Origin of the sequence: Streptomyces sp. NP160, from assembly GCF_006335115.1 — a bacterium.
Taxonomy (GTDB): domain Bacteria; phylum Actinomycetota; class Actinomycetes; order Actinomycetales; family Quadrisphaeraceae; genus Quadrisphaera.
The window spans coordinates 11,956-34,998 of the sequence record NZ_VDMJ01000011.1 but is presented as its reverse complement, the minus strand read 5'-3'; the positions used below and the strand labels follow the sequence as shown (position 1 = coordinate 34,998).

The following is a 23,043-nucleotide window of genomic DNA, read 5'->3' as shown; positions in this document are numbered from 1 at the left end:
AGCTCGCCCCCGCACCAGCGCGACGGGCCCGTCACCCCGCGGGAGCGCGCCCCGGCGGGGTGAGGTCCACCACGACGTCGTCAGCCCCGAACGGGGAGTGCTGGACCACCGACGCCCCGGGGTGGAGCCGGTCGTCCTCGGTGTAGCGCGCCAGCAGCTCGGACTCCGCGCCGCCGTCGCCGTCGTCGCTGCGGACGAGGAGGTCGGCCACCTCGTCGGCCAGCGCGTCGGCCTCGGCGGGGTCCGCGTCGTCCTCGGTCGCGCCCCAGGCGTCCCACAGCAGCAGCTCGTCACCGAACCGGTGCGCCACCTCGAACACCACGTAGCCGCGGACGAACTCCGGCCCGCCGAACGGGGACCCGGGGAAGACGCCGTACGCCGACGCGTCGAGCTCGCCGGCGCGGTGCCCCCGCCAGACCTCCGCCGCGCTGGCGAAGGGCGCCCCGGCACCGGTCGGCACGTCCCGTGGGTCGAAGGGCCAGTGGCCGCCGTCCAGCTCGGGGTCCGTGCGGACCCACCGCTCGCCGTCGTGGTGCTCCACCACCACGTGGTCGTGGTGGTACCCGGGCGAGAAGTACCCGGCGAACCCGACGCGCGAGCGCGCGGGCACGCCCCTCTCGCGCAGAGCGCCGACGACGAAGAGGGTGTGGTCGCGGCAGCAGCCCGCGACGCGCTGCTCCAGCGGGCGGGCGTGGGTCAGCGGCTGGGAGTGGCGCTCGGCGTCGAGCGCGAGGATGCGCGCCAGCCAGCGCAGGTCGACCTCGTGCCGCCGCTCGACAGGCAGGTCCGCGAGCTCGGCGCGGTAGTGCGCGATGGTGCCGCGCGCCGCCGCGCACACGGCGGCGACGCCGTCGGGGAGCTCCCGCAACCGGTGCGCGAAGGCACCGGGGTCGCTGTACGCGCTGTGGACGGCGAAGCGCTCGGGTGGCAGCACGTTCCAGCCTCTGCGGAGAGGGCGCCTCACGTCAACGCCCGACGGCCACCACCGGCCACGGTGGACCGCACGAGCACGACGCCAACGCCCACGGCCGGCAGGTCGTGCAGGGGCGCCGCGCGTGCCACGCAGGAGGACCCGGTCACCAGCAGCGGTCTACTCCTGCGCCGCGGGCGGCACGGATCCTCCCGGGCCTACCGCGTGCTGGGGCAACCGGCGGCCCACCAGCGGCACCGCCGCCGCTCCGGCCAGTGCGGCGGCGCCCACCAGCAGCCACGGCAGCCACAGGCCGACGGCCATCGCCGAGACCAGCAGCGGCGCCGCGAGGGCCGCCGCGGTGAAGGCGCACTGGAACGCTGCGAGGTGCCGTCCGCGGGAGGCGGCGGGCGCGGCGGCCTCCGCGAGCGCGTTGACGCGCGAGCCGAACAGCAGGCTGCCGCCGGCCAGCAGCACGAGCGAGGCGAGCACCCAGGGGCCCACCCAGCTGGTCGGCAGCCAGATCGCCACGGCCGACGCCGCGGCCCAGGCCGCGAGGCAGCACCCGCCGAGCGCCATGGAGGTGGTGCGCCGCCAGTGCGAGGTCAGCCGGACCACGGTCAGCGTCAGCAGCGACGTGGCGGTGAGCGCGGTGATGCCCGCCCCGGCGGCCCACTCCGAGCCGGGCGCCAGCTCGCGCAGGTACACGGCCACGCCCACGAGCAGGAAGTCCGACGGCAGCGCGAGCAGCGCGGTGACGGCGATGAGCGCCAGGTAGGGCCGGTCGCGGAGCACGGCGCGGGACCCCCGCCCCGGGTCTGCGGCGACGGGCGAGGGGGCGGTGCGGCGGGCCGGGTGCACGAGCACCACCAGCAGCACCGCGCAGACGGCGAACGACGCGGCGTCCACGGCCAGGGCGGCCCTCAGCACCGCCGGGTCCACCACCGAGACCAGCACCGCCGCGACCAGCGCTCCGGCGCCGAACGCCGTCGACCGCACCACCTCGACCGCCGCGAAGGTGCGGTCCTTGGGCCCGGCGGGGGCGACGTCGGCGATGAGCGCGAAGACGGAGGAGTAGAAGGTCTGCGTCCCCGCTGCCACGAGCGCGGCGGCCACCAGCACGGACGCCGCGCCGTCGGCGAGCAGGTACACCACCACGCCCGCGGCCTGCAGCGCCTGGCTCACGACGACGACGGCCTTCGGCCCGACGCGGTCGACCAGGCCTCCGGCCAGCGGCGGCGCGAGCAGTCCCGCCACCGTGCCCGTCGTGAGGAGCAGGCCGGCCGTGCCGAGCGGCACCCCGACGACCGTGGTGACGTAGAGGACCACCAGCGGCAGCACGAGGCCCGAGCCGAGGTTGTCGACCCCGAGCGCCACCAGCAGCGCCCGGCGGCTGCGCACCGCGCGGCGTGCGGCGCTGGCGGGGGCGTCCTCGTCGCTCACCCGGACGACGCTACGGATGATCGACCCCCGTCACCGGCAGGTCGCCGGCGCCTGCACGAGACCCGCACGGAACCGACGGGAAGGGGCCCGGGGCGCCCGGTCGCGGCGACGCGGGCACCGGGGCGTGCGGCAGGATGCGCAGCTGCACCCCCGCACCGACTCCCCCGCGCGAGGCAGCCCGATGACCAGCTCCCCCGTCCCGCCCGAGCTCGCGACGCTGCGCCGCAGCATCGACAACCTGGACGCGGCGCTCGTGCACACCCTCGCCGAGAGGTTCCGCTGCACCCAGGCGGTCGGTGAGCTCAAGGCCCGCCTCGACCTGCCGGCCGCCGACCCCGAGCGGGAGAAGCGGCAGATCGCCAGGCTGCGGGCGCTCGCCACCGAGTCGGGGCTGGACGCCGACTTCGCCGAGAAGTTCCTCACCCTCGTCATCGAGGAGGTCATCCGCCACCACGAGCACCTCAGCGGCGCCGAGGCGGCCGCCCTCAGCGCGGCGGCGGGGCGAGCACCAGCTCCTCGCTGAGCGCGCGCGAGACGCAGGGCATCACCGCGACCGCCCGCTCGTCGTCGTCGAGCACCACGTCGCGGTGGTGCGCCTGTCCGGCCACGAGCCGCAGCCGGCACGTGCCGCACGTGCCGGCCTCGCAGTCGCCGTCGACGGGCAGCCCGGCCCGCCGCAGCGCCGTCAGCAGCGACACCCCGGCGGGCACGTCCACGCGGGCGCCGGTCGGCTCCCACACGGCGGTGAAGGGCGAGGCGCCGACCTCGTCGGCGGAGACGCCCGCGAAGTCCTCGGTGTGGACGCGGCTCGGCCGCCAGTGCGCCGTCAGCGCCCGGACCTCCTCCAGCAGCGAGGCCGGTCCGCAGCAGTAGACGCGCGCGTCGTCGTCCGGTTCGGCCAGCCACGGCCACAGGTCCAGCCGGCCGCGCTCGGCGCTGTGGTGGACCACGGCCCCCTGGGCGAGCAGCTCCTCGCGCCAGGGCGCCAGCTCGGCGGTGCGCGTCAGGTGGAGCACCTCGACGTCGGCGTCCCCCCGGGCGCGCAGCTCGGCCGCCATCGCCCGGACCGGCGTGATGCCGATCCCGCCGGCGATGAGCACGTAGCGCCGCGCGGGAAGCAGCGGGAAGGCGTTCCGCGGCGGGAGCACGTCGAGCACGTCGCCGACGCGCACGTCGTCGTGCAGGCTCACCGACCCGCCACGGCCACCGGGCTCGCGCAGCACGCCGACCTGGTACCGCGCCGGCGCCGGGCCGCCGGCCTCGGCGACGCTGTAGCTGCGCCGGCGCCCGTTCGGCGCGGTGACCGTGACGTGCGCGCCGGCCTCGTAGCCCGGCAGGGCCGCGCCGTCCGGCGCCACCAGGGTGAGCAGGACGACGACGGGCGTCAGCTCCTCCCGGGCCGCCACCCGCAGGCGCAGGGGGACGCGCTGGTCAGGCAGCGATCTCACCGACCTCGAGCTCGTCGCCGACCTGCAGGAGCCCGCCGTCGAGCACCTCGGCGTACACGCCCATGAAGGTGTGGCCGTAGTGGGTGGCGAGCAGCCGCGGCACGGGCAGGTCGCGCGCGCCCGTGCCGGGCCGCACCTCGGTGGCGGCGCACCTGTCGGTCACGCAGGTGCCGCGCAGCCGCACACCGCCCAGCGTGAACTCGCGGCCCACGAGCGACAGCTCCTCCCACGGCGACAGCCCGGAGAGGTGGACGTTGCCGCGGAAGCGCAGCGGGTCGACCTCGGCGCCGGCGCGGCGGGCGAGGTCGGCCACGGAGGCGAGGTTGATGAGGGAGACGAACTCCATGGCGCGGTCGGAGGCGGGCGCCATGTCGGTGAAGCGCCGGCCCTCCTCGCGGGCCACCACGGGCGCGGTGCCGTCGGGCAGGTCCAGCACGCGCGCGAAGAACGCGCCCGCCTCCGCTCGCCCGGTGTCGGTGGTGAGGTCCGCGCTGAGCACGCGGTGGCCCCGCACCGCCGCCGTGAGCACTCCCGCCTCGGCGTCCAGGTGGGTCTCCAGGCCCGCGAGCCGGGCCTCGTCGACGAGCACGTAGTAGTTGCGCTTGGAGATGCCGCGCCCCAGGCCGGGCTCGTAGGCGCCGTCGGGGCGGGCGAGCGCGTACAGCCTGTCGGCGGGGAACGCGCGCCGCGGCTCCAGCTGCACGCTGCTCAGCGGCTGCGGGCTGAGCCCCTTGACCGGGTACACGAACAACCCGTCGACGCGTCCGCTCACCCGGCCATCCTCTCCCCTCCTCGTGATCACGGACGCCCCGAGCACGCCCCGGGGCGTCGGCGTCGCCTGGAGCGCCTCTCGCCCCGGAGGTCACCGGCGTGCTGTGATCAGCCGTGTCCCGCGCAGCAGCCCGTCTCGCACCCGTCCCCGCCGTCGTCGTGCTCGTGGCCCTCGCTGCCACGACGGGCCTGGCGGGCTGCGGCGGGCCGGGCGCGGTCGTGGACCGGCTGGTGGTGTGCGCCGGGCCGACGGCCGAGCACCCCACCGGCTCGCCGGCGGTCATCAGCCTGCGCCAGGGCGGGCGGGAGGTGGCGAGCGCCAGCACGTCCTACGGCGCGCTCGTGGCCCTGCTGGTGCCGAGCGCCCCGACGGCCGTGTTCGTGGACGGCCGGCCGGCGGGGACGGCGTCCTTCGGCGGGGAGGACGCCACCGCCGACCCCGCCTCGCTGCCGGCCCCCGACGACACCGTGATCGCCACGGCCCGGGCGACGGACCCGGCGACGGTGGACGGGTACATCGGGCTCACCGGGCTCGGGTGCCCACCGACCACCGCGCTCGGGCTCGGCTGAGCACCGCCAGAGGGCGGTGCGCCCCACCGCCCGGAGCGCCCGCGAGCGGCCCGAGGTGGTCGCGCCCTCGGGACGGGAGCGGCGGGCGGCGCGGGTCCTGGGTAGCGTCTCCAGGCCCCCCGCGCCGCGGGCGGGCTCGGGCGACCGGGCACCAGGACGACACCAGCGGAGCAGCCGTGATCCACCTCGACAGCCCCGACGACCCGCGCCTGACCGACTACACGGGCCTGACCGACGTCGCCCTGCGCCGCGTGCGCGAACCCGCCGAGGGCCTCTTCATCGCCGAGTCGAGCCAGGTCATCCGTCGCGCCCTGCGCGCCGGGCACCGCCCGCGCTCCCTGCTCACGGCGCCGCGCTGGCTGCCCGACCTCACCGACGTCCTCTCCGCCTGCGAGGACGCCGGCGCTGAGGTGTTCGTGGCCGAGGAGCCCGTCCTGGAGGCCATCACCGGCTTCCACGTGCACCGCGGCGCCATCGCCTCCATGCACCGGCCGGCGATGGTGCCCGTGGCGGACCTGCTGCGCGGCGCGCGCACCGTCGTGGTCCTGGAGGACGTGGTCGACCACACCAACACCGGTGCCGTGTTCAGGTCAGCGGCCGGTCTCGGTGTGGACGCGGTGCTCGTGACGCCACGGTGCGCCGACCCCCTCTACCGCCGCAGCGTCAGGGTCAGCATGGGCACCGTCTTCCAGGTGCCCTGGACGCGCATCGAGCCCTGGCCGGCAGGCATCACCCAGCTCCAGCAGGCCGGTTTCCACGTCGCGGCCCTCGCCCTGACCGACGACTCGGTCCCCCTGCAGGACTTCGCCGCCACCCGTCCGGAGAAGCTCGCGCTCCTGCTCGGCACCGAAGGCGCGGGCCTGACCCCGGCCAGCGTCGCCGCCGCCGACACCGTCGTGCGGATCCCCATGCACGGCGGCGTCGACTCCCTCAACGTCGCCGCGGCCAGTGCCGTCGCCTTCTGGGCCGTCGGGGAGGACGCCACCACTGCCCGACCTGCACAGCTCGGCAGCGCCGGGTCCGCTCCAGGAGCTCGGGCCCGCTGAGCCCCCCGGCGCCCTCCGGTGGCCGCAGGGCGAGCAGGACCTGCCGCACCGGCTCCAGCGGGGGTGACCTGAGCGATGGCGACCAGCCGTCGCCACACTCGCCAGCCATCCCGTGCGACCGATCGGTTCGGACGAGGTGCTGCCGCACCGCAGATCGCGGCGTGAGCCGCCGGAAGAGCGGTGACGATCGTCGCAGCGCGAGGCCGAGTGAGGCGGACCGACGAACAGGTCGACGGAGGAGCGGGTGCTCGGTGTGACGGCGACGGGCCGGGGAGCCTCGGCTCCGTCCGGTCGAGGGTCGTCAGCGAGACGCTGAGCAGAGCACGGTCACCGATCGGACTCGACCCCGGCTGCGCGGCTAGGGCAGTGGTCGCCACCACACCTGCAGGTGCGACCCCTGCACCTGCCGCGGTGCTCCAGGCGCCTCGTCTTCGGGGGCGGTCTGCGAGCCTCCACCAGGTGCTGTGACGCCGACCTGCCACCCACTGCCGTCCTCCCGCTGCAGCTCGCTGACGACGCCCGAGGGCGCATCGGCAGCAACAGAACTGGTGGAGCCGTCCGGACCCGTCACGCACAACGACCCGTCCACGCCGGCGTAGGCACGGAGCCCCTCCGGCAGCTCCGTCGCAGCACCAGCGGGCGGTCGGGCACACGGGTCGACCACCGGGATCGGCCTCTCGGCGGTGAGGGTGGAGATCACAGCAACGACCACCAGCGCAGCGGCCAGCCCTCCGGCCACCAGTCGCCGCGCGGGCAGCGGGGCCAGTCCCGCCCCGCTGCGTCCGGTGCCGCGCTCCTGCTCCAGAGCCTCATCAGCGCGGGCGCGGTCTCGCCAGGCGAGCGCCGCTGCGGTCAGCCCCAGGCCGAGCAGCGCCCCGACGGTGTTGTTCAACAGGTCGTTCACGTCGAAGGCCCGCCAGGCCCACCCCACCGCCAAGGACCCCAGCAGCTGGCCGGTCTCGACGGCCAGCGTGGTGGCCACGCACGCCAGCAGCATCCACTCGTAGCGCCACCGCACCACCAGAGGCAGCAGCACACCGAGCGGCACGGTCATCAGCACGTTGCGCTGCGCCTCCCACCCGCCGAGCAGGTCCGGGCGCCCCAGCGCCAGGTCGATCGGCACGACGCCCACGGTCCCGGGGCGAGGTGCGCCTGGCGGGGGGAGGAAAGCGACTCCTGCGAGGACCACCAGGTACACCGCGAGGGCCAGTGGTGCGGCGCGGCGTGCTCTGGAGGAGCGCAGGTCGAGCACGACACCCAGCCTCACACGTCGGTCCGTCTGCACGGCGCGATCTGCCGGTGGTGCCCGGCAGGCCGGTCGAACTGCGACGGACAGCGCCGTCGGCAGGTGGAGCGACCCGAAGGCCTCACGGCGTCCGGTGCACGGTGGTCCACCGAGCGCTCACGGTGGAGCGCTCTCACCGGGACGGCCCGTGGCAGCGCCTCGGCTCGCCTCTCGGTAGCGATCAGCGACGACCGCGAAGGCGGCGAGCAGCTCGGGCGGGCCGAGGACCTCCATCGGCACCTCGAACCTCCCGAACGACTCGGCCAGCGCTCCCCACGACCACGAACCGACCTCCAGGACGCACCTGCCCTCCCCGACAGCGGTGACCGTCCCGTCACCGGCGAAGGGCAGGACCTCCCGCGCTGGCAGGTCCAGGACCACCGCGCCGCGGCAAGGCCACTCGTCGACGTCCGAGCCCTTGACCCGCGCCGCGACGAACCCCTCGACGTCGCCGCTCGGCACCGACCGCGGCGTGAAGCGCGGCCCGTTCGGCGTTCGCGGTCGCACGCGGTCAACGCTGTACAGGCGCCAGTCCTCGCGGTCCAGGTCCCAGCCCAGCAGGTACCACCGCGCCTGGGAGGCCACCAGGTGCACCGGCTCGGCGCGCCGGGGCAGTGGCAGGGCACGGTCGTCGGACTGGTGGACGCCGTCACGGGTGAGGTAGTCGAAGCGCAGCACCTCCCGCGCGCGGATCGCGTCCGCGAGGGTGACGAGCACCTCGCCTGAGACGTGCACCGACGCGGCCTCGCCGGGGCGCCCCACCGCACTCACCCGCAGACCGTCCAGGCGCTGGCGCAGCCGAGGGGGCATGACCTGCCGGATCGTCCCCAGGGCCCGCACCGCGGCCTCCGCCATCCCGGGCCCGAGCGCCGGGGCGGTCTGCAGCGCGACGGCCACCGCGACCGTCTGGTCCTCGTCGAACAGCAGCGGCGGCAGCTCACTGCCCGCGTCCAGGCGGTACCCGCCGTCGGGGCCCATCGTCGCGGTGATGCGGTAGCCCATCTCCCGCAGCCGCTCCACGTCCCTGCGCACCGTGCGGTCCGTCGTGCCGAGCCGGGAGGCCAGCAGAGGACCTGGCCAGTCCCGTCGGGTCTGCAGCAGGGACAGCAGCTCCAGCAGCCGGGTGGTCGTCGTCATGACCGCAACGCTAGGCGAGTTCTAGGACAAGAACCGACCTACTCAGGCAGCAGAGTCGTTGCAGCGGGTCAGACGGACCCGGACCTCGTGAGGGAGAAGCGATGAGCATCCAGACGACCACCCACCTGAACTTCTGCGGCGACGCCCGTGAGGCGCTGGGCTTCTACGCCTCCGTCTTCGGCGGACACCTGATCGTCAACACCTACGCCGACTTCGGGATGCCGGCGGAGGTGCCCGGCTCGGACCAGGTCGTCTTCGGCCTGGTGGCGGCGGACAACGGCTTCCGGGTCATGGGCTACGACATCCCCGGAGAGCAGGGCGGGTCCATCGCCGGCGGTGGCAGCACCCGCCGCGAGAACGGCACCACGATCACCGACCAGGCGCTGTTCGTCTCCCTCAGCGCGGACAGCCTGGTGGAGCTGCAGGGGTACTGGGAGACCCTGGCCGTGGACGCGGTGGTGGTCGAGCCGCTGGCGGCCTCGGCGTGGAGCGCGGGGTTCGGGATGCTGACTGACCGGTTCGAGGTCACCTGGAGCATCAGCGTCGCCGCGTGACCGGTCGGCTGCGTCGCGAGCCGGCCCGGCTCGCGACGGGGCGAGAGCTCTGGTCGCCGGCTGGCTCAGGATGCGTCCGCCGAGTGCAGTCAGCGGCGACCACACCAAGACTCTCGGGGCAGTGGTGGCGTCAGCGGCCGACTGCCGGGTACAGGACGAGGGCAACCGGCCCGACGACCCAGGAGTGACCGTGCAGATCCCCAAGGACCTCGTCATCCAGTTCATCATGTCCAAGATCGGCGGCCAGCAGGCCGACCAGGCCGGCCGGGAGCTGCCCGACCAGGTCGACACCGAGAAGGACGCCGGGCTGCTGAGCAAGTTCGGCGTCGACCCCGCTGACCTGGCCGGGATGGTCTCCGGCGGAGGTGGCGGCGGTGGGGCCGCCGGCGGGCTCGGAGGCCTCAAGGGCAAGCTCGGTCTCTGAAGGGCAGGTCACCGGCGGCACCGCGGTGCCGCCGGTGACCTCTTCGTCACGAGCCCAGCGGGCCCAGCGCGCCCACGCGTCGATCACCGTCGTCGGCGGGGCGGACCAGCGCACCCGTGGGGCGACCCGGCGCAGCGGGTCCTCGTGAGCGGGACGCTGACCGGACGACGACCGTCAGCGCGCAAGGAGCCGACGCCCCCTCGACCCGCCGAGCGCCACCACCACCGGAAGCTCTCGCGGAGGCCGGACGGCGCTGTGCGGTGCGGCAGCAGGCGAGGTCGATCCGGTGATCGCCCTCACGCTGCGGACAGCCAGACGCCAGACCTCAGGTGACACCTCAGTGCAGGTGCTGGTCCTGGACCTCCGTCGGGTGACCACTGCCCACTCGGCGGGCCCAGGGCACCCCGCCTCGTCGTCGTCACCACCAGCCGACCTGCTGCCCGAGGAGGCGCAGCAGCGCCACCACGCCCAGGACGACGATGGCCGCGCGCAGCGCCGTGGGCGGCAGACGGCGCCCGTACCGGGCCCCGATGGCGCCCCCCACCAGCGACGACGCGGCGATGAGCGCCACGACGAGCCAGTCGATGGTCTCGTACCCGAAGAGCACGTAGAAGACGGCGGAGACGACGTTCACCACGAGCGTCAGCACGTTCTTGAGGCCGTTGACGCGCTGCAGCGTCTCGTCGAGGAGGCTGCCGAGCACCGCGACCAGCATCACGCCCTGGGCGGCGGTGAAGTACCCGCCGTACACGCCGATGAGCAGGGTGGCCAGCACCGTCGCCCCGACCAGCCACCGGGAGGCGCGCACCGGCCCCCCGTCGACGGCCAGCTGGGCCGCCCGGGCCTCCGCCCGGCGCCGCAGGCGCGCCTGCAGCCGCGGCTGCAGCACCACCAGCACGAGCGCCAGCACGATGAGCACCGGCACCACGGTCTCGAAGGACGACTCCGGCAGCCGCAGCAGCAGCACCGCGCCCACCGCACCGCCGACCACGGACGCCGGCAGCAGCAGGGCCAGGCGCCGTCCCTGGCCTCGCAGCTCGCGGCGGTAGCCCCACGCCCCGGAGACGCCTCCGGCCACCAGGCCGATGCCGTTGCTGACCGTGGCGACCAGCGGGGAGTACCCCAGCGCGACGAGCACCGGGAAGGTCACGAGGGTGCCCGAGCCGACGACGGCGTTGATGGTCCCCGCCCACAGGCCCGCGAGCAGGACCAACGACACCTCGAGCCACGTCACGTGCGGCGACACTACGGGCACCGGACGTGCCGCCCGCGGTGGTGGGCCGTCGGTGCCCGGGCCCACACTGTGCCCGTGGTGGGGGACGCGGTCGACACGGCCGTCGACGAGGCGGTCGACGAGGCTGCCCGCGTCGCCGCCGCTCCCGAGGCCGCGCTGTCGCCGGAGCGCGCGACGGCGCTGCTCGAAGCGCTGCCGAACGGCTTCGCCCTGCTCGACGCCGACTGGCGCTTCACCTGGGTGAACGCGGCCTCCGCCCGCCTGGCGGGGTCTACGCGCGAGGCCATGATCGGGTCCGTCGTGTGGGAGGCGCTGCCCGGCGTGCGCGGAGCCGGTGTCGAGGACGCGTGGCGCACGGCGGTCGCCGAGCAGCGCGAGACCGTGGTGGAGGTGCACGCCTCGGTCGACCCGCCCGTGTGGCTGGAGGTGCGCGCCTGGCCCGACGGCGACGGCCTGGCCACGAGCACCACCGACGTCACCGCGCGCCACCTAGACCGGGAGGCCGCCGAGCGCAGCGCGCAGCGCAACGGCCTGCTGACCCGCTCCGGCGCGGAGCTGGGCGGCGCCGTCGGTGTTCGTGAGGCGAGCGAGAGGCTGGCCCACCTCGTGGTGCCGGCACTGGCCGACTGGTGCCTGGTCAGCGAGGTGGAGGGCGACGAGCAGCTGTCCCGCGGCGCCGCCCGCACCGCCGGGTGGTGGCACCGCGACAGCGGCCGCCTCCCCCTGGTGGCACGCCTGGCGCTCGAGACCTCGCAGGCGTCCGGCGGCCCACCGCCGGGACCGGAGGACGAGGCGCGGCGGACGCAGGCGCGCGAGGTGTTCGGCCCGCTCCTGCAGGGCCGACCCGTGGTGCTCACGCGCGGAGCCGCCGAGGTCATGGCGGCCGCCGTCTCGGACCCCGGGGCGCGCGCGGCCCTGGCGCAGCTCGACCCCGCCTCGGTGGTGGTCGTGCCGCTGCGCGGCCGGTACGGGCTCGTGGGGCTGCTGTCCTGCTACACCGACCAGGGCCGGCCCGCTCCTGACGCCGAGGACGTCGCGCTCATCACCGACCTCGCCCGCCGCGGTGGCCTGGCGGTGGAGTCGGCGCGGCTGCGGGACGAGCAGCAGCGCCTCGGTGAGGCGCTGCAGCGCTCCCTGCTCACGGCGCCGCCGGTGCTGCCGGGCTGCGAGGTGGCGGTCCGGTACGTGCCGGCGGCTCACACCGCGCACGTCGGAGGTGACTGGTACGACGCGTTCGGCCAGCCGGCCGGGCCGGCCGTGCTGGTCATCGGCGACGTGGTCGGCCACGACAGCCGCGCCGCCGCCGCCATGGGGCAGGTGCGGGGCATCCTGCGGGGCCTCGGCGTCACCGGCGACACGCCCCCGTCGGAGCTGCTGGCCGCGGTCGACTCGGCGATGGCCCGCCTGGGGGTGGAGACCACGGCCACGGCGCTCGTGGCGCGCGTCGAGCGCCAGGGCGACCACGTGGCCCTGGGCGGTGCGCTGCTGCGCTGGTGCAGCGCCGGCCACCTGCCGCCGGTGGCGGTGGAGCCGGGCGGTGCGGCCCGGGTCCTGCCCGGCCGCTCCGGGCTGCTGCTGGGCATGGAGCAGCTGACCGGCGGGTCCGTGCGCACCGACCAGGTGGCCGAGCTGGCTCCCGGGGCCACGGTGCTGCTGTGCACCGACGGGCTCGTCGAGCGCCGCGGGACCCCGCTGGACACCGGGCTGGAGCAGCTGCGCGCCGCGCTCGAGGACTTCCGGGACCTGCCGCTGCAGCAGCTGTGCGACGCGGTGGTGCGCCGGCTGCTGCCGGCCCACCCCGAAGACGACGTCGCCCTGCTCGCCGTGCGGCTGCGCCCCGCCTGAGGCTCAGGCGGGCGGCAGCGTCAGCACCTCGGTGCCACCGGGCGTGATGAGCACGGTGTGCTCGCTGTGCGCGGTGCGGCAGCCGGTGGCGCTGCGCAGGGTCCAGCCGTCGTCGTCGGTGACCAGCTCGGCGGTGTCGGCCATGACCCACGGCTCCAGCGCCAGCAGGAGTCCCGGCCGGAGCTTGTAGCCCCGCCCCGGCTTCCCGTGGTTGGCGACGTGCGGGTCCTGGTGCATGGTCGAGCCGACCCCGTGGCCGCCGAACTCCAGGTTCACCGGGTACCCGGCCTCGGTGAGCACGGTGCCGATCGCGTGCGAGACGTCGCCGACCCGCGCGCCGGGCCTCGCCGCCTCGACGGCCGCCGCGAGCGCCCGCTGGGTGGCGCCGATGAGGGCGGCGTCCTCGGGGGTGGGCCGCTCCCCCACCACGAAGCTGATGGCGGCGTCGGCCACCACCCCCTGCACCGAGAGGGCGAGGTCGAGGGAGAGGAGGTCGCCGTCGGCGAGCGCGCGGTCGTGCGGGAGCCCGTGCAGCACGGCGTCGTTGACGGAGGTGCACAGGTGGTGGCCGAACGGGCCGCGCCCGAACGACGGGGCGTAGTCGACGTAGCAGCTCGTCGCGCCGGCCTCGGCCTGCATCTGACGCGTCCAGGCGTCCAGCTCCAGCAGGTTGGTGCCGGCGCGCGTGCGGCTGCGCAGCTCGGCGAGGATCCGCCCCACCAGCGCGCCAGCGGCCCGCGCGTGCGGCACCTGGGCGGCGTCCATGACCTCGATCACCGGTTCATCACCCTGGGATACTAATACCGGTATAAGATTCGGGCGTGGTCCGGGTCCCCCTCACCCCCGACGAGCTCGAGCGCGGACAGCGCCTGGGCGCGCTGCTGCGGGAGGCCCGCGGAGACCGCACGGTCCTCACCACCGCCCTCGACGCCGGCATCTCCCCCGAGACGCTCCGCAAGATCGAGTCCGGCCGGATCGCCACGCCCGCCTTCCCCACCGTGGCCGCGGTCGCGGGCGTCCTGGGGCTGTCCCTGGACGCGCTGTGGACGCAGCTGTGCCAGCAGCCGGCCAGCACCGCCGTGGACGACGACGGCGAGCGCCTCGTCTCCTGACGCCGCTGCTCAGGGAGCGCTGGAGCCGCGGTCTGCCTCCTGCGCCACCACGGCGTCGGCGTCCTTGAGGCGGTGCAGGCCGCTGACCGCCCGTGACGTGCGGGGGTTCGCCGCGAGCAGGGACTCGTGCCGCGCGGTGAAGGCCCAGTACCCGCCCGTGAAGGGGCAGGCGTCCTCGCCGAGGCGCTTCTTGGGGTCGTACGGGCAGCGCCCGCAGTAGTCGGACATCTTGTCGATGTACGCCCCGCCCGACCAGTACGGCTTGGTGGCCATGATCCCGCCGTCGGCGTGCTGGCTCATCCCGACGACGTTGGCCGCCATGACCCACGCGTACCCGTCCACGAACCGGGTGTGGAACCAGCTGGTCATCTCCTGCGGGCTCCACCCGCGCGCCAGGGCGTACCCGCCCAGCACCATGAGGCGAGGGATGTGGTGGACCCAGCCCTCCTCGCGCAGCGTGCCGAGCACGTCGGACAGGCACGCGGCGCGGACCTCCCCCTCGGCGTCGAGGTCGTTGAACCAGTCCGGCACCGGCTCGGTGGCCCCGAGCTCGTTGCGCTGCCCGTAGTCCTCCCCGAGGTGCCAGTACAGGTGCCACACGTACTCGCGCCACCCCACCACCTGCCGCACGAAGCCCTCCGTGCTGGCCAGGCGCGTGCCGTGCTCGCGGTGGCGCGCCTCGGCGCGCTGGACCACCTCCACCGGGTGCACGAGGCCCAGGTTCAGCGGCACCGACATGAAGGAGTGCGCCATCCACCGGTCGTCGGCGAGCATCGCGTCCTCGTAGGTGCCGAAGGCCTCGAGCCGGTGCTCGAGGAAGTCGCGCAGCACGTGCAGCGCCTCCCGGCGCGTCACGGCGAAGCGGCGCGGCCCGTCCTCGCCGACGAACTGGACGCCCTCGTCGCGCGCCATCCGGTCCAGGTCCTCGCGGACCTGCGCGTCGACGTCGTCCTCGCTCGGCCACCACGGCTCCGGGACGCCCGCCACCTCGCGCAGCGTGCCGTCGCGAGGGGCCGGCTCGCGGTTCTCGTGGTCGTAGTTCCAGGTCCCGCCCAGCGGCTCGCCGTCGCCCTCGAGCAGCAGGTGGTGGTGCCGGCGGACCTCCCGGTAGAAGTCCTCCATGAGCAGGCGCTTCTGCCCGGGCTCGCCGCGCCGCCCGGCCCAGTGGGCGAACTCGTCCTGCGTGACCGCCCAGCCTCGCGCGGGGAGCACCCGCAGCGGCAGCAGGTCCGAGCTCCCGCCGCGCTCGACGTCGTCGTCGTGCCGGCCCGACAGCGACCGCACGAAGCGGCGGGCGGCGTAGGAGGTGGGGTCGCTCACCGACAGGCCGGCGGCGCGCTCGTCGTCGGTCAGCTGCTCCGCGGCCAGCGCGAGGCCCTCGCGGTAGGTGGCGGCGCGCACGTGCACGCCCCGGTCACCCAGCTCGGCGGCCCGGTGGCGCATCGCGGAGAGCACCAGGTGCGCCTTGCGGCGGTGCACGGTGCGGCGCGCGAAGACCCGCGTGGACTCCACGAGCACGGCCCGCTGCCGGGGGTCGTCGAGGAAGTGGGGTCCGAGCTGGTCCGCGAAGAGCCAGCGGACGGTCCCGGGAGCGCGATCATCCGCCACCGGCACAGCCGATCAGAGGAAGAGCAGCACCGCCAGCCCGAACGCCCAGCAGGCCACGACGACGCCCAGGAGGCCCACGAACGCGGTCGCCCCCACCAGGCCCGCGGCGAGCGCGGCCGACGCGACGGGCGGCACGGGGCCGGCCTGCGCGGCGGCGGCCCGACCGGCGCGGAGGCCGGCCACGAGCAGCACGAGCGAGACGAGCGGGTTCACGACGCCGCCCCGGGGCCGGTGGTCGGGGGCTCGGGGGCCGACGGCGGCTGCTGCGGCTGCGGGGCGGGCGGGGCCTGGCGGGCTCCCTGCGGCGCCGCGCTGCCGCGGGTCTCCGGCGTGCTGCGCTCGGCCTCGCGCGTGGCGCCCTCGGCCTCCTCGCGGGCCGCGCGCAGCGCGACGGACGGGTCCTCCAGCTGCGTGTCGCCGAAGACGTCGACGCCGGGCTCGCCCACCGGGCGCTCGCGGCGGGGGCGGGCCTGCGCGGCCCAGCCGGCGTCCGGGGCGCCGTCACGACCGCCGAGGGCGGAGCCGATGCCCCGCAGCGCCTCGGTGAGCTCGGCGGGGATGACCCACGTGGTGTTGCCCTGACCCTCGGCCAGCTTGGGCAGCGTCTGCAGGTACATGTAGGCCAGCAGGCTCGGGTCCGGGTCGCCGCGGTGGATGGCGTCGAAGACCTGGGTGATGGCCCTGGCGTCTCCCTGGGCCTTGAGGATCGCGGCCTGGGCGGCGCCCTCGGCGCGCAGCACGGCCGACTGCTTCTCGCCCTCGGCGGTGAGGATCTGGCTCTGCTTGGAGCCCTCGGCGGTGAGGATGGCCGCGCGGCGGTTCCGCTCGGCGCGCATCTGCTGCTCCATGGAGTCCTGCACGGACGCCGGCGGGTCGATCGCCTTGAGCTCGACGCGGTTGACGCGGATGCCCCAGCGGCCGGTGGCCTCGTCGAGCACCCCGCGCAGCTGGCCGTTGATCTGGTCGCGGCTGGTGAGGGTCTGCTCCAGGTCGAGGGAGCCGATGACGTTGCGCAGGGTGGTGACGGTGAGCTGCTCGATGCCCTGGATGTAGTTGGCGATCTCGTAGACCGCCGCGCGCGGGTCCGTGGGCTGGAAGTAGATGACGGTGTCGATGTTCACCACGAGGTTGTCACTGGTGATCACCGGCTGCGGCGGGAACGTCACCACCTGCTCGCGCAGGTCCACGCGGGCGCGGACCCTGTCGAAGAAGGGCACCAGCACGTGCAGGCCGGCCTCCAGCGTGCGCGAGTAGCGGCCGAGGCGCTCGACGATGAGCGAGGACGCCTGCGGCACGATCCTCACCGCCCGCACCACCGTGATCACCACGAAGATCAGCAGCAGGACCAGGACGACGGTCAGCAGGAAGCCTGTGGGGTCCACGGGTCAGCCCTCCGGTTGGCGCGGTGCCGACGGCGGGGTGCCGGCGGCCGGGTCTGCGGGCGGGTCTGCGGGCGGGGCCTGCGCCGCCGGGGAGCCCGCGGGTGCCGCGACGACGGCGGTGGCGCCGTCGATGGCGACCACGTGGACGGTGGCGCCCACGGGGAAGCGGGCAGCGGGTTCGGCGGTGCGCGCCGACCACTCCTCGCCGGCCAGCTTCACGCGCCCGCCCACCTCGGTGACCTCGGCGAGGACGCGGGCGGGACGGCCGACGTTGGCCGCGGTCCCGGTGGCCGTGAAGCGGCCCTCCACCTTGAAGCGCTTGACCAGCACGGGCCGCACCACGGCCAGCCCGATGAGCGACACGACGCTCGCGGTGATGGCCTGCACGGTGAAGTCACCGCCGAGCAGGGCCGCCAGGGCACCGGCCAGGGCCCCCACGACGAGCGTGCCGAAGACGAGGTTCAGGGCGAAGACCTCGAGGCCGGCCAGGACGAAGGCCCCGATCACCCACCACAGCGCGGCCATGCACCGACCCTAGGCGGCGGAGGTCACGCACTGCGAGGGGGCGTCACCCGTGAGGCACCCGAGGAGCACCCGGAGGGGCCGGGCGGTCACCCGATCGCGCGGGCCGTGAAACGCTGCCCGACGCGCTCCACGGCGAGCGGGAGCCCGAACGCGGTCGACAGCGGACCGTCGCGCAGCACCTCGTGCACCGGACCCGCCGCCACGACCTTCCCGCCGCGCAGCAGCAGCGCGTGGGTGGTGCCCACGGGCACCTCCTCCACGTGGTGGGTGACGAGCACGCTCGTGGGCGCGGCCGGGTCCGCGGCGAACCGGGCCAGGCGGCGCAGGAGGTCCTCGCGGGCGCCGAGGTCGAGGCCGGCGGCGGGCTCGTCCAGGAGCAGCAGCTCGGGGTCGGTCATGAGCGCGCGGGCGATGAGCACGCGGCCGCGCTCACCGCTGGACAGCGTGCCGAACCTGCGGTCGCGCAGGGCGTGCACGCCCATCACGGACAGCAGCGCCGAGGCGCGGGCGTGGTCGGCGGCGTCGTACTGCTCGCGCCAGCGCCCCACCATCCCGTAGGCGGCGGTGACGACCACGTCGCGCACCTGCTCCTGGCGCGAGACCTGCTCGGAGAGGTTGCCGGAGGCCAGGCCGATGCGCGGGCGCAGCTCGAAGACGTCCACGCGGCCCAGCTGCTCGCCCAGCACCCGGACGGTGCCGCGGGTGGGGTGCATGCGCGTCGCGGCGATCTGCAGCAGCGTGGTCTTGCCGGCGCCGTTGGGGCCCAGCACCACCCACCGCTCGCCCTCGCCGATGCGCCAGTCGACCCCCGAGACGAGCTCCGAGCCACCCCGGACCACCGTCACCTGCTCCATCGCGAGGACCTCGACCACGTCGTCGACCCTAGTCGGCGCCTACGGTGTGCCGGTGCTGCACCTCCCCCGCTCGGCGCGCCTGGCTGCCTGGGGCACCGCCGTCCTGTCCGGCAGGTCCGACGCGGGCACCGCCGCCAGGGCCGTCACCGGCTCCGACGAGCCCCACGGCGTCAGCGGCGGGGAGCCGCTGCCGGGGTGGCAGGGCGTCGACCCGGTCGGCGCCGCCGGCGTCCCCGGCGACCCCGCCGCAGCCCTGGGCCAGCTGCTCGCGGGGCTCTCGACCGCCGGCGCGCGCAGCCTCCGCGTGGCGCTGCCCGCCCCCGGCGACCCGGCCGGGCTGCCCGGCCCCGCGGCCTTCAGCGCCGAGGCCGTCGAGGCCGGTGAGGCGGTGCTCGTCGACGAGGAGCTGCTGCTCACCGACGGGGTGGGGCGCGTCGGCCTGGTGCCCGAGGTCGCCTGGTTCGGCTCCGCGTGGGAGCCCGGCGCCGAGGTCACCTGGCGGGTCTTCCCCACGTGGTCGCCGAAGGCGCCCGACGGCACCACCCTCGCCGACGCCGACAGGTCCCTGCGCCTCGGGCTCGCGGAGGCCACGCGCGTGCTCGCCGGCCTCGACGTGGCCCGCTGGCGCGACGACGCGGCCGACAGGATCACCGCCGTCCGCGAGGGTGCGCTCGCCACCAGCGAGCTGCCGCCCGGGTGCCCCGACCGCGCCGTGCGCGTGGTGGCGTCGGCCGCCCGCGTGCGCGCGATCGTGGAGCTGGCGACGGAGGACGACGGCGCCGCCGTGTCCAGCAGCGAGGCGCTCGCGCGGTCGCGGTCGCTGCGCGAGGTGGACGGGGTCGCCCGCCGCGCCCTCGCCGTCGCCGTCAACGCCGCCGCGGCCGAGCTGTCCGGGACCGCCCCCCGGCCCTGACCACCCGCCCACCCCTCCGCACTCGCGCACCCCAGTGCTGCTCCAGGGGCCTCCGACGCCGCACTCGCGTGCGCGAGTGCGGCATCGGAGGCCGGCCGCGGGTCAGCCCGCGAGCGCGGCGCGGTAGACGGCGAGCGTGCGCTCGCCGATGGCGTCCCAGCCGAACTCGGCGACCGCCCGCCGGCGCCCCGCCTCGCCGCGGCGGCGGGCCTCGGCGGGGTCGGAGGTGGCAGCGGTGAGCGCCGCGGCGAGGTCCGCCTCGAACGTCGCGGGGTCGATGGGCCTGCCGGTGCCGTCCTGCACCTGCTCGATGGGCACCAGCCACCCGGTCTCGCCGTCGGCGACGACCTCGGGGATGCCTCCGGTGGCGCTGGCGACCACGGCCGCGCCGCACGCCATCGCCTCGAGGTTGACGATGCCGAGCGGCTCGTACACCGACGGGCACACGAAGACCGTGGCGGCCGAGAGCAGCCGGATGACGTCCGTGCGCGGCAGCATCCTGTCGATGAGGACGACGCCGGAGCGGGTCGCCTTGAGGTCTGCGACGAGGCCGGCGACCTCGGCGGCGATCTCCGGGGTGTCCGGCGCACCGGCGGCCAGCACCAGCTGCACCTCGGGCGGCAGCTGGGCGGCGGCGCGCAGCAGGTGCGGCAGCCCCTTCTGGCGCGTGGTGCGCCCGACGAAGACGACGCTCGGCTTCTCGGGGTCCACGCCGAGGGCGCGCACGGCGTCGTGGGCCTCGGGCGAGTCGTCGCGGCTCCACGCGTCGGCGTCGATGCCGTTGTGCACCACGTGCACGCGCGCGGGGTCCAGGGAGGGGTAGCAGCGCAGGATGTCGGCGCGCATGCCCGCGGAGACGGCGATGACGGCGGCGGCGCCCTCGTAGGCGGTCTTCTCCGCCCAGCTGCTCAGGGCGTACCCGCCGCCCAGCTGCTCGGCCTTCCACGGGCGCAGCGGCTCCAGCGAGTGCGCGGTGACGACGTGCGGCACGCCGGCCAGCAGGCCGGAGACGTGCCCGGCGAGGTTGGCGTACCAGGTGTGGGAGTGGACCAGGTCGGTGCTGCTGCCGCCCGCGGCACCGTCACCACCGGTGACGGCGGCCGCCATGGACAGGTCCACGCCCAGCACCCGCAGCGCCGCGTTGGCGCCGGCCAGCTCGGCCGGCTCGGGGTGGCTCGTCGTCCCCGCCTCGTCGCGCTCGCCCTCGGCCAGGGCCCAGGCCCGGACGCGCACGTCGAGCGCGGGACCGCCCGGCCCGTCGGGGTGCAGCTGGCGCAGGACGCGCACCAGCTCGGCCACGTGCACCCCGGCCCCGCCGTAGATGTCCGGCGGGTACTCACGGGTCAGGACGTCGACGCGCATGGCCGGAACCTAGACCCTGGCGCCCCCGCCGCGCGCCCGGGGCAGCCCCCTCCCGCACGCCCGACGCGCGGCTCGGGTGACCCACGTGTGCACCACGTGACCAGCGCACTAGGGTCTGCCGCATGGCACCGAAGGTGATGGCCATCGTCCTGGCCGGCGGCGAGGGGAAGCGGCTCATGCCGCTGACCGCGGACCGCGCGAAGCCGGCCGTCCCCTTCGGAGGGACGTACCGGCTGGTGGACTTCGCCCTGTCCAACCTCGTGAACTCGCGCTACCTCAAGTCGGTGGTGCTCACCCAGTACAAGAGCCACAGCCTCGACCGCCACATCACCATGACGTGGCGCATGTCGACGATGCTCGGCAACTACGTGACGCCGGTCCCCGCGCAGCAGCGCCGCGGCCCGCACTGGTACCTCGGCAGCGCCGACGCGATCTACCAGAACGTCAACCTCATCAACGACGAGCGGCCGGACATCATCGTCGTCGTCGGGGCCGACAACATCTACCGGATGGACTTCTCGGCCATGGTCGAGAGCCACATCGCCTCCGGTGCGGCGGCGACGGTCGCGGCCATCCGCCAGCCGATCGCCCTCGCCGACCAGTTCGGCGTCATCGACGTCGACCCCTCGGACCGGCGCAGGATCCGGGCCTTCCTGGAGAAGCCGAAGGACCCGCAGGGGCTGCCGGACTCCCCCGGCGAGGTGCTCGCCTCGATGGGCAACTACGTCTTCGACGCCAAGGCGCTCACCGAGGCCGTCACCAAGGACGCCACCCTCGAGGGCTCCCGCCACGACATGGGCGGCGACATCGTCCCCTGGTTCGTCGAGCAGGGCCGCGCCGGCGTCTACGACTTCAAGGACAACGACGTCCCCGGCTCCACCCCGCGCGACAAGGACTACTGGCGCGACGTGGGGACGCTCGACAGCTACTACGAGGCCCACATGGACCTCATCTCGGTGCACCCGGTGTTCAACCTCTACAACTACGAGTGGCCCATCTTCAGCCAGCAGCCGCCGCTGCCGCCGGCCAAGTTCGTCCACGGCTGGCAGGGCCGCATCGGCCACGCCATCAACTCCGTGGTCGGCCCGGGGTCCGTGGTGTCGGGTGCGCTCGTCGAGGACTCGGTCCTCGCCGCCGGTGTCAACGTGCACTCGTGGGCGTCGGTCGACAGGTCGGTCCTCATGGACGGGGTGAAGGTCGGCCGCCACGCGGTGGTGCGCCGGGCCATCCTCGACAAGAACGTCGAGGTCCCCGAGGGCGCCACCGTCGGCGTCGACCCCGAGCGCGACCGCGCCCGCGGCTTCACGGTGACGGAGTCCGGCATCACCATCGTCGGCAAGCACCAGACGGTGGAGCCCTGAGCCAGCTGACCACAGCGCTCACGGTCCCCGGCTGGGACGCCGACCCCCGCGTCGCGTCCTGGCCGGGGCTGCCGCCCCTCGGCGGTGACAGCACCGCCGACGCCTGCGTCGTCGGGCTGGGCGGCTCCGGCCTCGCGGCCGTCGAGGAGCTGGCGTCCCGGGGCCTGACCGTGGTCGGTGTCGACGCCGGCCGCGTGGCCGCCGGAGCGGCCGGCCGCAACGGCGGTCTGCTGCTGGGAGGCGCCGAACCGGCCTTCCACGACGCCGTGGCCGACTGGGGCGCCGGGCCCGCCGCCTGGCTGTACCGCGCCACGCTCGCCGAGCTCGACCACCTCGTCGACGTGCTGCCCGCCGGCGTCGTCCGCCGCGCCGGCTCGCTGCGCCTGGCCGGCGGGGTGGGGGTCGACGACGACGAGCGGACCCGCGAGCTCGCCGACTGCGCCGCGCAGGCCGCTGCACTGCGCGAGCACGGGATCGCGGTGGAGGAGCGCTCCGGCTCCTTCGGCGAGGGCCTCTTCCTGCCCGACGACGCGCAGGCCAACCCCGTGGTCCGCCACCTCGGCGTGCTCGCGCACCTGCAGCGCGAGCACGGGCCCCGCGTGCGCCTGCACGAGGCGACCCGCGTGCTCCGGGTCCGCCCCGGTCGCGTGGAGACCGACCGCGGCGCCGTCGGGGCGGACGTGGTGCTGGTGGCCGTGGACGGGCGCCTCGACGTCCTCCTCCCCCAGCTCGGCGGGGAGCGGCCCACCGTCCGCACCGCGCGGCTGCAGATGCTCGCGACCACCCCCCTCGACGACGACGACGCGGCGCGCGTCCGCGAGCGGGTGCCCTGCGGCGTGTACGAGCGGTGGGGCTACGACTACGCGCAGCTCGACGACGGCCCGGCGGGCCTCCGGCTCCTCGTGGGCGGCGGCCGCGACGTCGACCGCGCGGCGGAGTGGACCACCTCCACCGACCCGACGCCGCCCGTGCAGGCCCACGTCGAGCGCGTCGCGGAGCGGCTGCTCGGTCGGCCCCTGCGCGCCGGTGACGTGGGGCACCGCTGGGGCGCCTCGGTCGGCTACACCGCGCCGGAGGCGCAGGGCCGGGCGCTGTGCGGCCTCGTCGACGAGAGGCCCGGGGGCCGGGTCGCCGCCGTCGGCGGCTACTGCGGGACGGGCAACCTCGTCGGTGCGGTCGCGGCGCGGGCCGCGGTCAGGCTCCTCCTGGAGGGCGAGCAGCCCCCGTCCTGCTTCACCCCTCCCCCCGCACCCCCGTGA

At 75.6% G+C, this 23,043-nt stretch carries 22 protein-coding genes and 2 pseudogenes; 10 read left to right on the top strand and 14 right to left on the bottom strand.

The genetic code is table 11. The features are described from left to right. Positions 1–31: 31 nt before the first annotated feature. Both FHN55_RS07950 and FHN55_RS07945 read right to left on the bottom strand, forming a co-directional pair. Positions 32–934: a transglutaminase domain-containing protein gene (locus FHN55_RS07950; RefSeq protein WP_139711782.1), complete on the bottom strand. Its 903-nt coding sequence runs from the start codon at positions 932–934 to the stop codon at positions 32–34. A 156-nt stretch (positions 935–1,090) separates the two neighbouring features. Further along, complete coding sequence (locus tag FHN55_RS07945) at positions 1,091–2,353, bottom strand: MFS transporter (RefSeq protein WP_218974451.1); 1,263 nt, start codon at positions 2,351–2,353, stop codon at positions 1,091–1,093. 181 nt (positions 2,354–2,534) lie between these two features. Between FHN55_RS07945 and FHN55_RS07940 the strand changes: the two genes are divergently transcribed. Further along, on the top strand, positions 2,535–2,876 hold the full coding sequence (locus tag FHN55_RS07940) for a chorismate mutase (protein ID WP_139711781.1): 342 nt from the start codon (positions 2,535–2,537) through the stop codon (positions 2,874–2,876). On the opposite strand, the gene FHN55_RS07935 is transcribed toward FHN55_RS07940, so the two are convergent. Both FHN55_RS07935 and FHN55_RS07930 read right to left on the bottom strand, forming a co-directional pair. Continuing rightward, positions 2,839–3,801 carry a PDR/VanB family oxidoreductase gene (locus tag FHN55_RS07935; protein WP_139711780.1) on the bottom strand — a complete coding sequence of 321 codons (963 nt, stop codon included), beginning with the start codon at positions 3,799–3,801 and terminating at the stop codon, positions 2,839–2,841. The genes FHN55_RS07940 and FHN55_RS07935 overlap by 38 nt on opposite strands. Further along, entirely contained in the window at positions 3,785–4,573 is a 789-nt protein-coding gene (locus FHN55_RS07930; RefSeq protein ID WP_180357703.1) for an MOSC domain-containing protein, read from the bottom strand. Before FHN55_RS07930 ends, FHN55_RS07935 begins: the two co-directional genes overlap by 17 nt. 113 nt (positions 4,574–4,686) lie before the next feature. On the opposite strand from FHN55_RS07930, the gene FHN55_RS07925 reads away from it, so the two are divergent. Both FHN55_RS07925 and FHN55_RS07920 read left to right on the top strand, forming a co-directional pair. Beyond that, complete coding sequence (locus FHN55_RS07925; RefSeq protein WP_139711778.1) at positions 4,687–5,142, top strand: hypothetical protein; 456 nt, start codon at positions 4,687–4,689, stop codon at positions 5,140–5,142. Between the two features lie 176 nt (positions 5,143–5,318). Next, a complete protein-coding gene (locus FHN55_RS07920) occupies positions 5,319–6,188 on the top strand; it encodes an RNA methyltransferase (RefSeq protein ID WP_139711777.1) in 870 nt (289 codons plus the stop codon). 358 nt (positions 6,189–6,546) lie between these two features. Here FHN55_RS07920 and FHN55_RS07915 read toward each other — a convergent pair whose 3' ends face one another. Beyond that, positions 6,547–7,311, bottom strand: coding sequence for a VanZ family protein (locus FHN55_RS07915; protein WP_139711776.1), 765 nt, complete (start codon positions 7,309–7,311; stop codon positions 6,547–6,549). A gap of 279 nt (positions 7,312–7,590) precedes the next feature. Further along, positions 7,591–8,610 carry a YafY family protein gene (locus FHN55_RS07910; protein WP_139711775.1) on the bottom strand — a complete coding sequence of 340 codons (1,020 nt, stop codon included), beginning with the start codon at positions 8,608–8,610 and terminating at the stop codon, positions 7,591–7,593. Positions 8,611–8,711: 101 nt separating this feature from the next. On the opposite strand from FHN55_RS07910, the gene FHN55_RS07905 reads away from it, so the two are divergent. Next, entirely contained in the window at positions 8,712–9,164 is a 453-nt protein-coding gene (locus tag FHN55_RS07905; RefSeq protein WP_139711774.1) for a VOC family protein, read from the top strand. A 190-nt stretch (positions 9,165–9,354) separates the two neighbouring features. Continuing rightward, positions 9,355–9,588, top strand: a complete 234-nt coding sequence (locus FHN55_RS07900) for a hypothetical protein (protein WP_218974450.1) — start codon at positions 9,355–9,357, stop codon at positions 9,586–9,588. A 418-nt stretch (positions 9,589–10,006) separates the two neighbouring features. On the opposite strand, the gene FHN55_RS07895 is transcribed toward FHN55_RS07900, so the two are convergent. Beyond that, positions 10,007–10,822 (bottom strand): sulfite exporter TauE/SafE family protein, encoded by an 816-nt coding sequence (locus FHN55_RS07895; RefSeq protein ID WP_139711773.1) that lies wholly within the window; start codon positions 10,820–10,822, stop codon positions 10,007–10,009. 75 nt (positions 10,823–10,897) lie between these two features. On the opposite strand from FHN55_RS07895, the gene FHN55_RS07890 reads away from it, so the two are divergent. Next, the gene (locus FHN55_RS07890) at positions 10,898–12,667 is read left to right on the top strand and encodes a SpoIIE family protein phosphatase (protein ID WP_180357702.1); all 1,770 of its coding nucleotides are present in this window, start codon (positions 10,898–10,900) and stop codon (positions 12,665–12,667) included. 3 nt (positions 12,668–12,670) lie between these two features. On the opposite strand, the gene map is transcribed toward FHN55_RS07890, so the two are convergent. Further along, positions 12,671–13,432, bottom strand: coding sequence for a type I methionyl aminopeptidase (map, locus tag FHN55_RS07885; protein ID WP_373995709.1), 762 nt, complete (start codon positions 13,430–13,432; stop codon positions 12,671–12,673). 56 nt (positions 13,433–13,488) lie between these two features. Here map and FHN55_RS07880 point away from each other — a divergent pair, with 56 nt between their 5' ends. Further along, the gene (locus FHN55_RS07880) at positions 13,489–13,779 is read left to right on the top strand and encodes a helix-turn-helix domain-containing protein (protein ID WP_139711770.1); all 291 of its coding nucleotides are present in this window, start codon (positions 13,489–13,491) and stop codon (positions 13,777–13,779) included. A gap of 9 nt (positions 13,780–13,788) precedes the next feature. Here the strand turns inward: FHN55_RS07880 and FHN55_RS07875 are convergent, their stop codons facing one another. The 5 genes and pseudogenes from FHN55_RS07875 to FHN55_RS07855 all read right to left on the bottom strand — a co-directional run bounded on the left by FHN55_RS07875 (position 13,789) and on the right by FHN55_RS07855 (position 18,166). Next, positions 13,789–15,387, bottom strand: a complete 1,599-nt coding sequence (locus tag FHN55_RS07875; protein WP_139711769.1) for a cryptochrome/photolyase family protein — start codon at positions 15,385–15,387, stop codon at positions 13,789–13,791. A gap of 12 nt (positions 15,388–15,399) precedes the next feature. Beyond that, entirely contained in the window at positions 15,400–15,600 is a 201-nt protein-coding gene (locus FHN55_RS07870; RefSeq protein ID WP_139711768.1) for a hypothetical protein, read from the bottom strand. Between the two features lie 233 nt (positions 15,601–15,833). Next, positions 15,834–16,769 (bottom strand): annotated as a pseudogene (locus FHN55_RS07865) (SPFH domain-containing protein); the annotation flags it as partial. A 3-nt stretch (positions 16,770–16,772) separates the two neighbouring features. Then, a complete protein-coding gene (locus tag FHN55_RS07860; RefSeq protein WP_139711766.1) occupies positions 16,773–17,294 on the bottom strand; it encodes an NfeD family protein in 522 nt (173 codons plus the stop codon). 86 nt (positions 17,295–17,380) lie between these two features. After that, positions 17,381–18,166: an ABC transporter ATP-binding protein gene (locus FHN55_RS07855; RefSeq protein WP_218974448.1), complete on the bottom strand. Its 786-nt coding sequence runs from the start codon at positions 18,164–18,166 to the stop codon at positions 17,381–17,383. 34 nt (positions 18,167–18,200) lie between these two features. On the opposite strand from FHN55_RS07855, the gene FHN55_RS22590 reads away from it, so the two are divergent. Then, positions 18,201–19,061 carry a hypothetical protein gene (locus FHN55_RS22590; protein WP_180357701.1) on the top strand — a complete coding sequence of 287 codons (861 nt, stop codon included), beginning with the start codon at positions 18,201–18,203 and terminating at the stop codon, positions 19,059–19,061. Between the two features lie 102 nt (positions 19,062–19,163). Here FHN55_RS22590 and glgA read toward each other — a convergent pair whose 3' ends face one another. Continuing rightward, positions 19,164–20,423, bottom strand: coding sequence for a glycogen synthase (gene glgA / locus FHN55_RS07845; RefSeq protein ID WP_139711765.1), 1,260 nt, complete (start codon positions 20,421–20,423; stop codon positions 19,164–19,166). Positions 20,424–20,539: 116 nt separating this feature from the next. Here glgA and glgC point away from each other — a divergent pair. Further along, positions 20,540–21,784: pseudogene (glgC, locus tag FHN55_RS07840) on the top strand (glucose-1-phosphate adenylyltransferase); the annotation flags it as partial. Beyond that, the gene (locus FHN55_RS07835) at positions 21,781–23,043 is read left to right on the top strand and encodes an FAD-binding oxidoreductase (protein ID WP_139711795.1); all 1,263 of its coding nucleotides are present in this window, start codon (positions 21,781–21,783) and stop codon (positions 23,041–23,043) included. The pseudogene glgC and the gene FHN55_RS07835, both read left to right, overlap by 4 nt.

What these genes read in the sequence shown, in the direction of transcription:
- FHN55_RS07940 (WP_139711781.1), top strand. Translation starts at nt 2,535, where the DNA reads ATGACCAGCTCCCCCGTCCCGCCCGAGCTCGCGACGCTGCGCCGCAGC.
- FHN55_RS07910 (WP_139711775.1), bottom strand. Translation starts at nt 8,610, where the DNA reads ATGACGACGACCACCCGGCTGCTGGAGCTGCTGTCCCTGCTGCAGACC.
- FHN55_RS07905 (WP_139711774.1), top strand. Translation starts at nt 8,712, where the DNA reads ATGAGCATCCAGACGACCACCCACCTGAACTTCTGCGGCGACGCCCGT.
- map (WP_373995709.1), bottom strand. Translation starts at nt 13,432, where the DNA reads ATGGACGCCGCCCAGGTGCCGCACGCGCGGGCCGCTGGCGCGCTGGTG.
- FHN55_RS07860 (WP_139711766.1), bottom strand. Translation starts at nt 17,294, where the DNA reads ATGGCCGCGCTGTGGTGGGTGATCGGGGCCTTCGTCCTGGCCGGCCTC.
- glgA (WP_139711765.1), bottom strand. Translation starts at nt 20,423, where the DNA reads ATGCGCGTCGACGTCCTGACCCGTGAGTACCCGCCGGACATCTACGGC.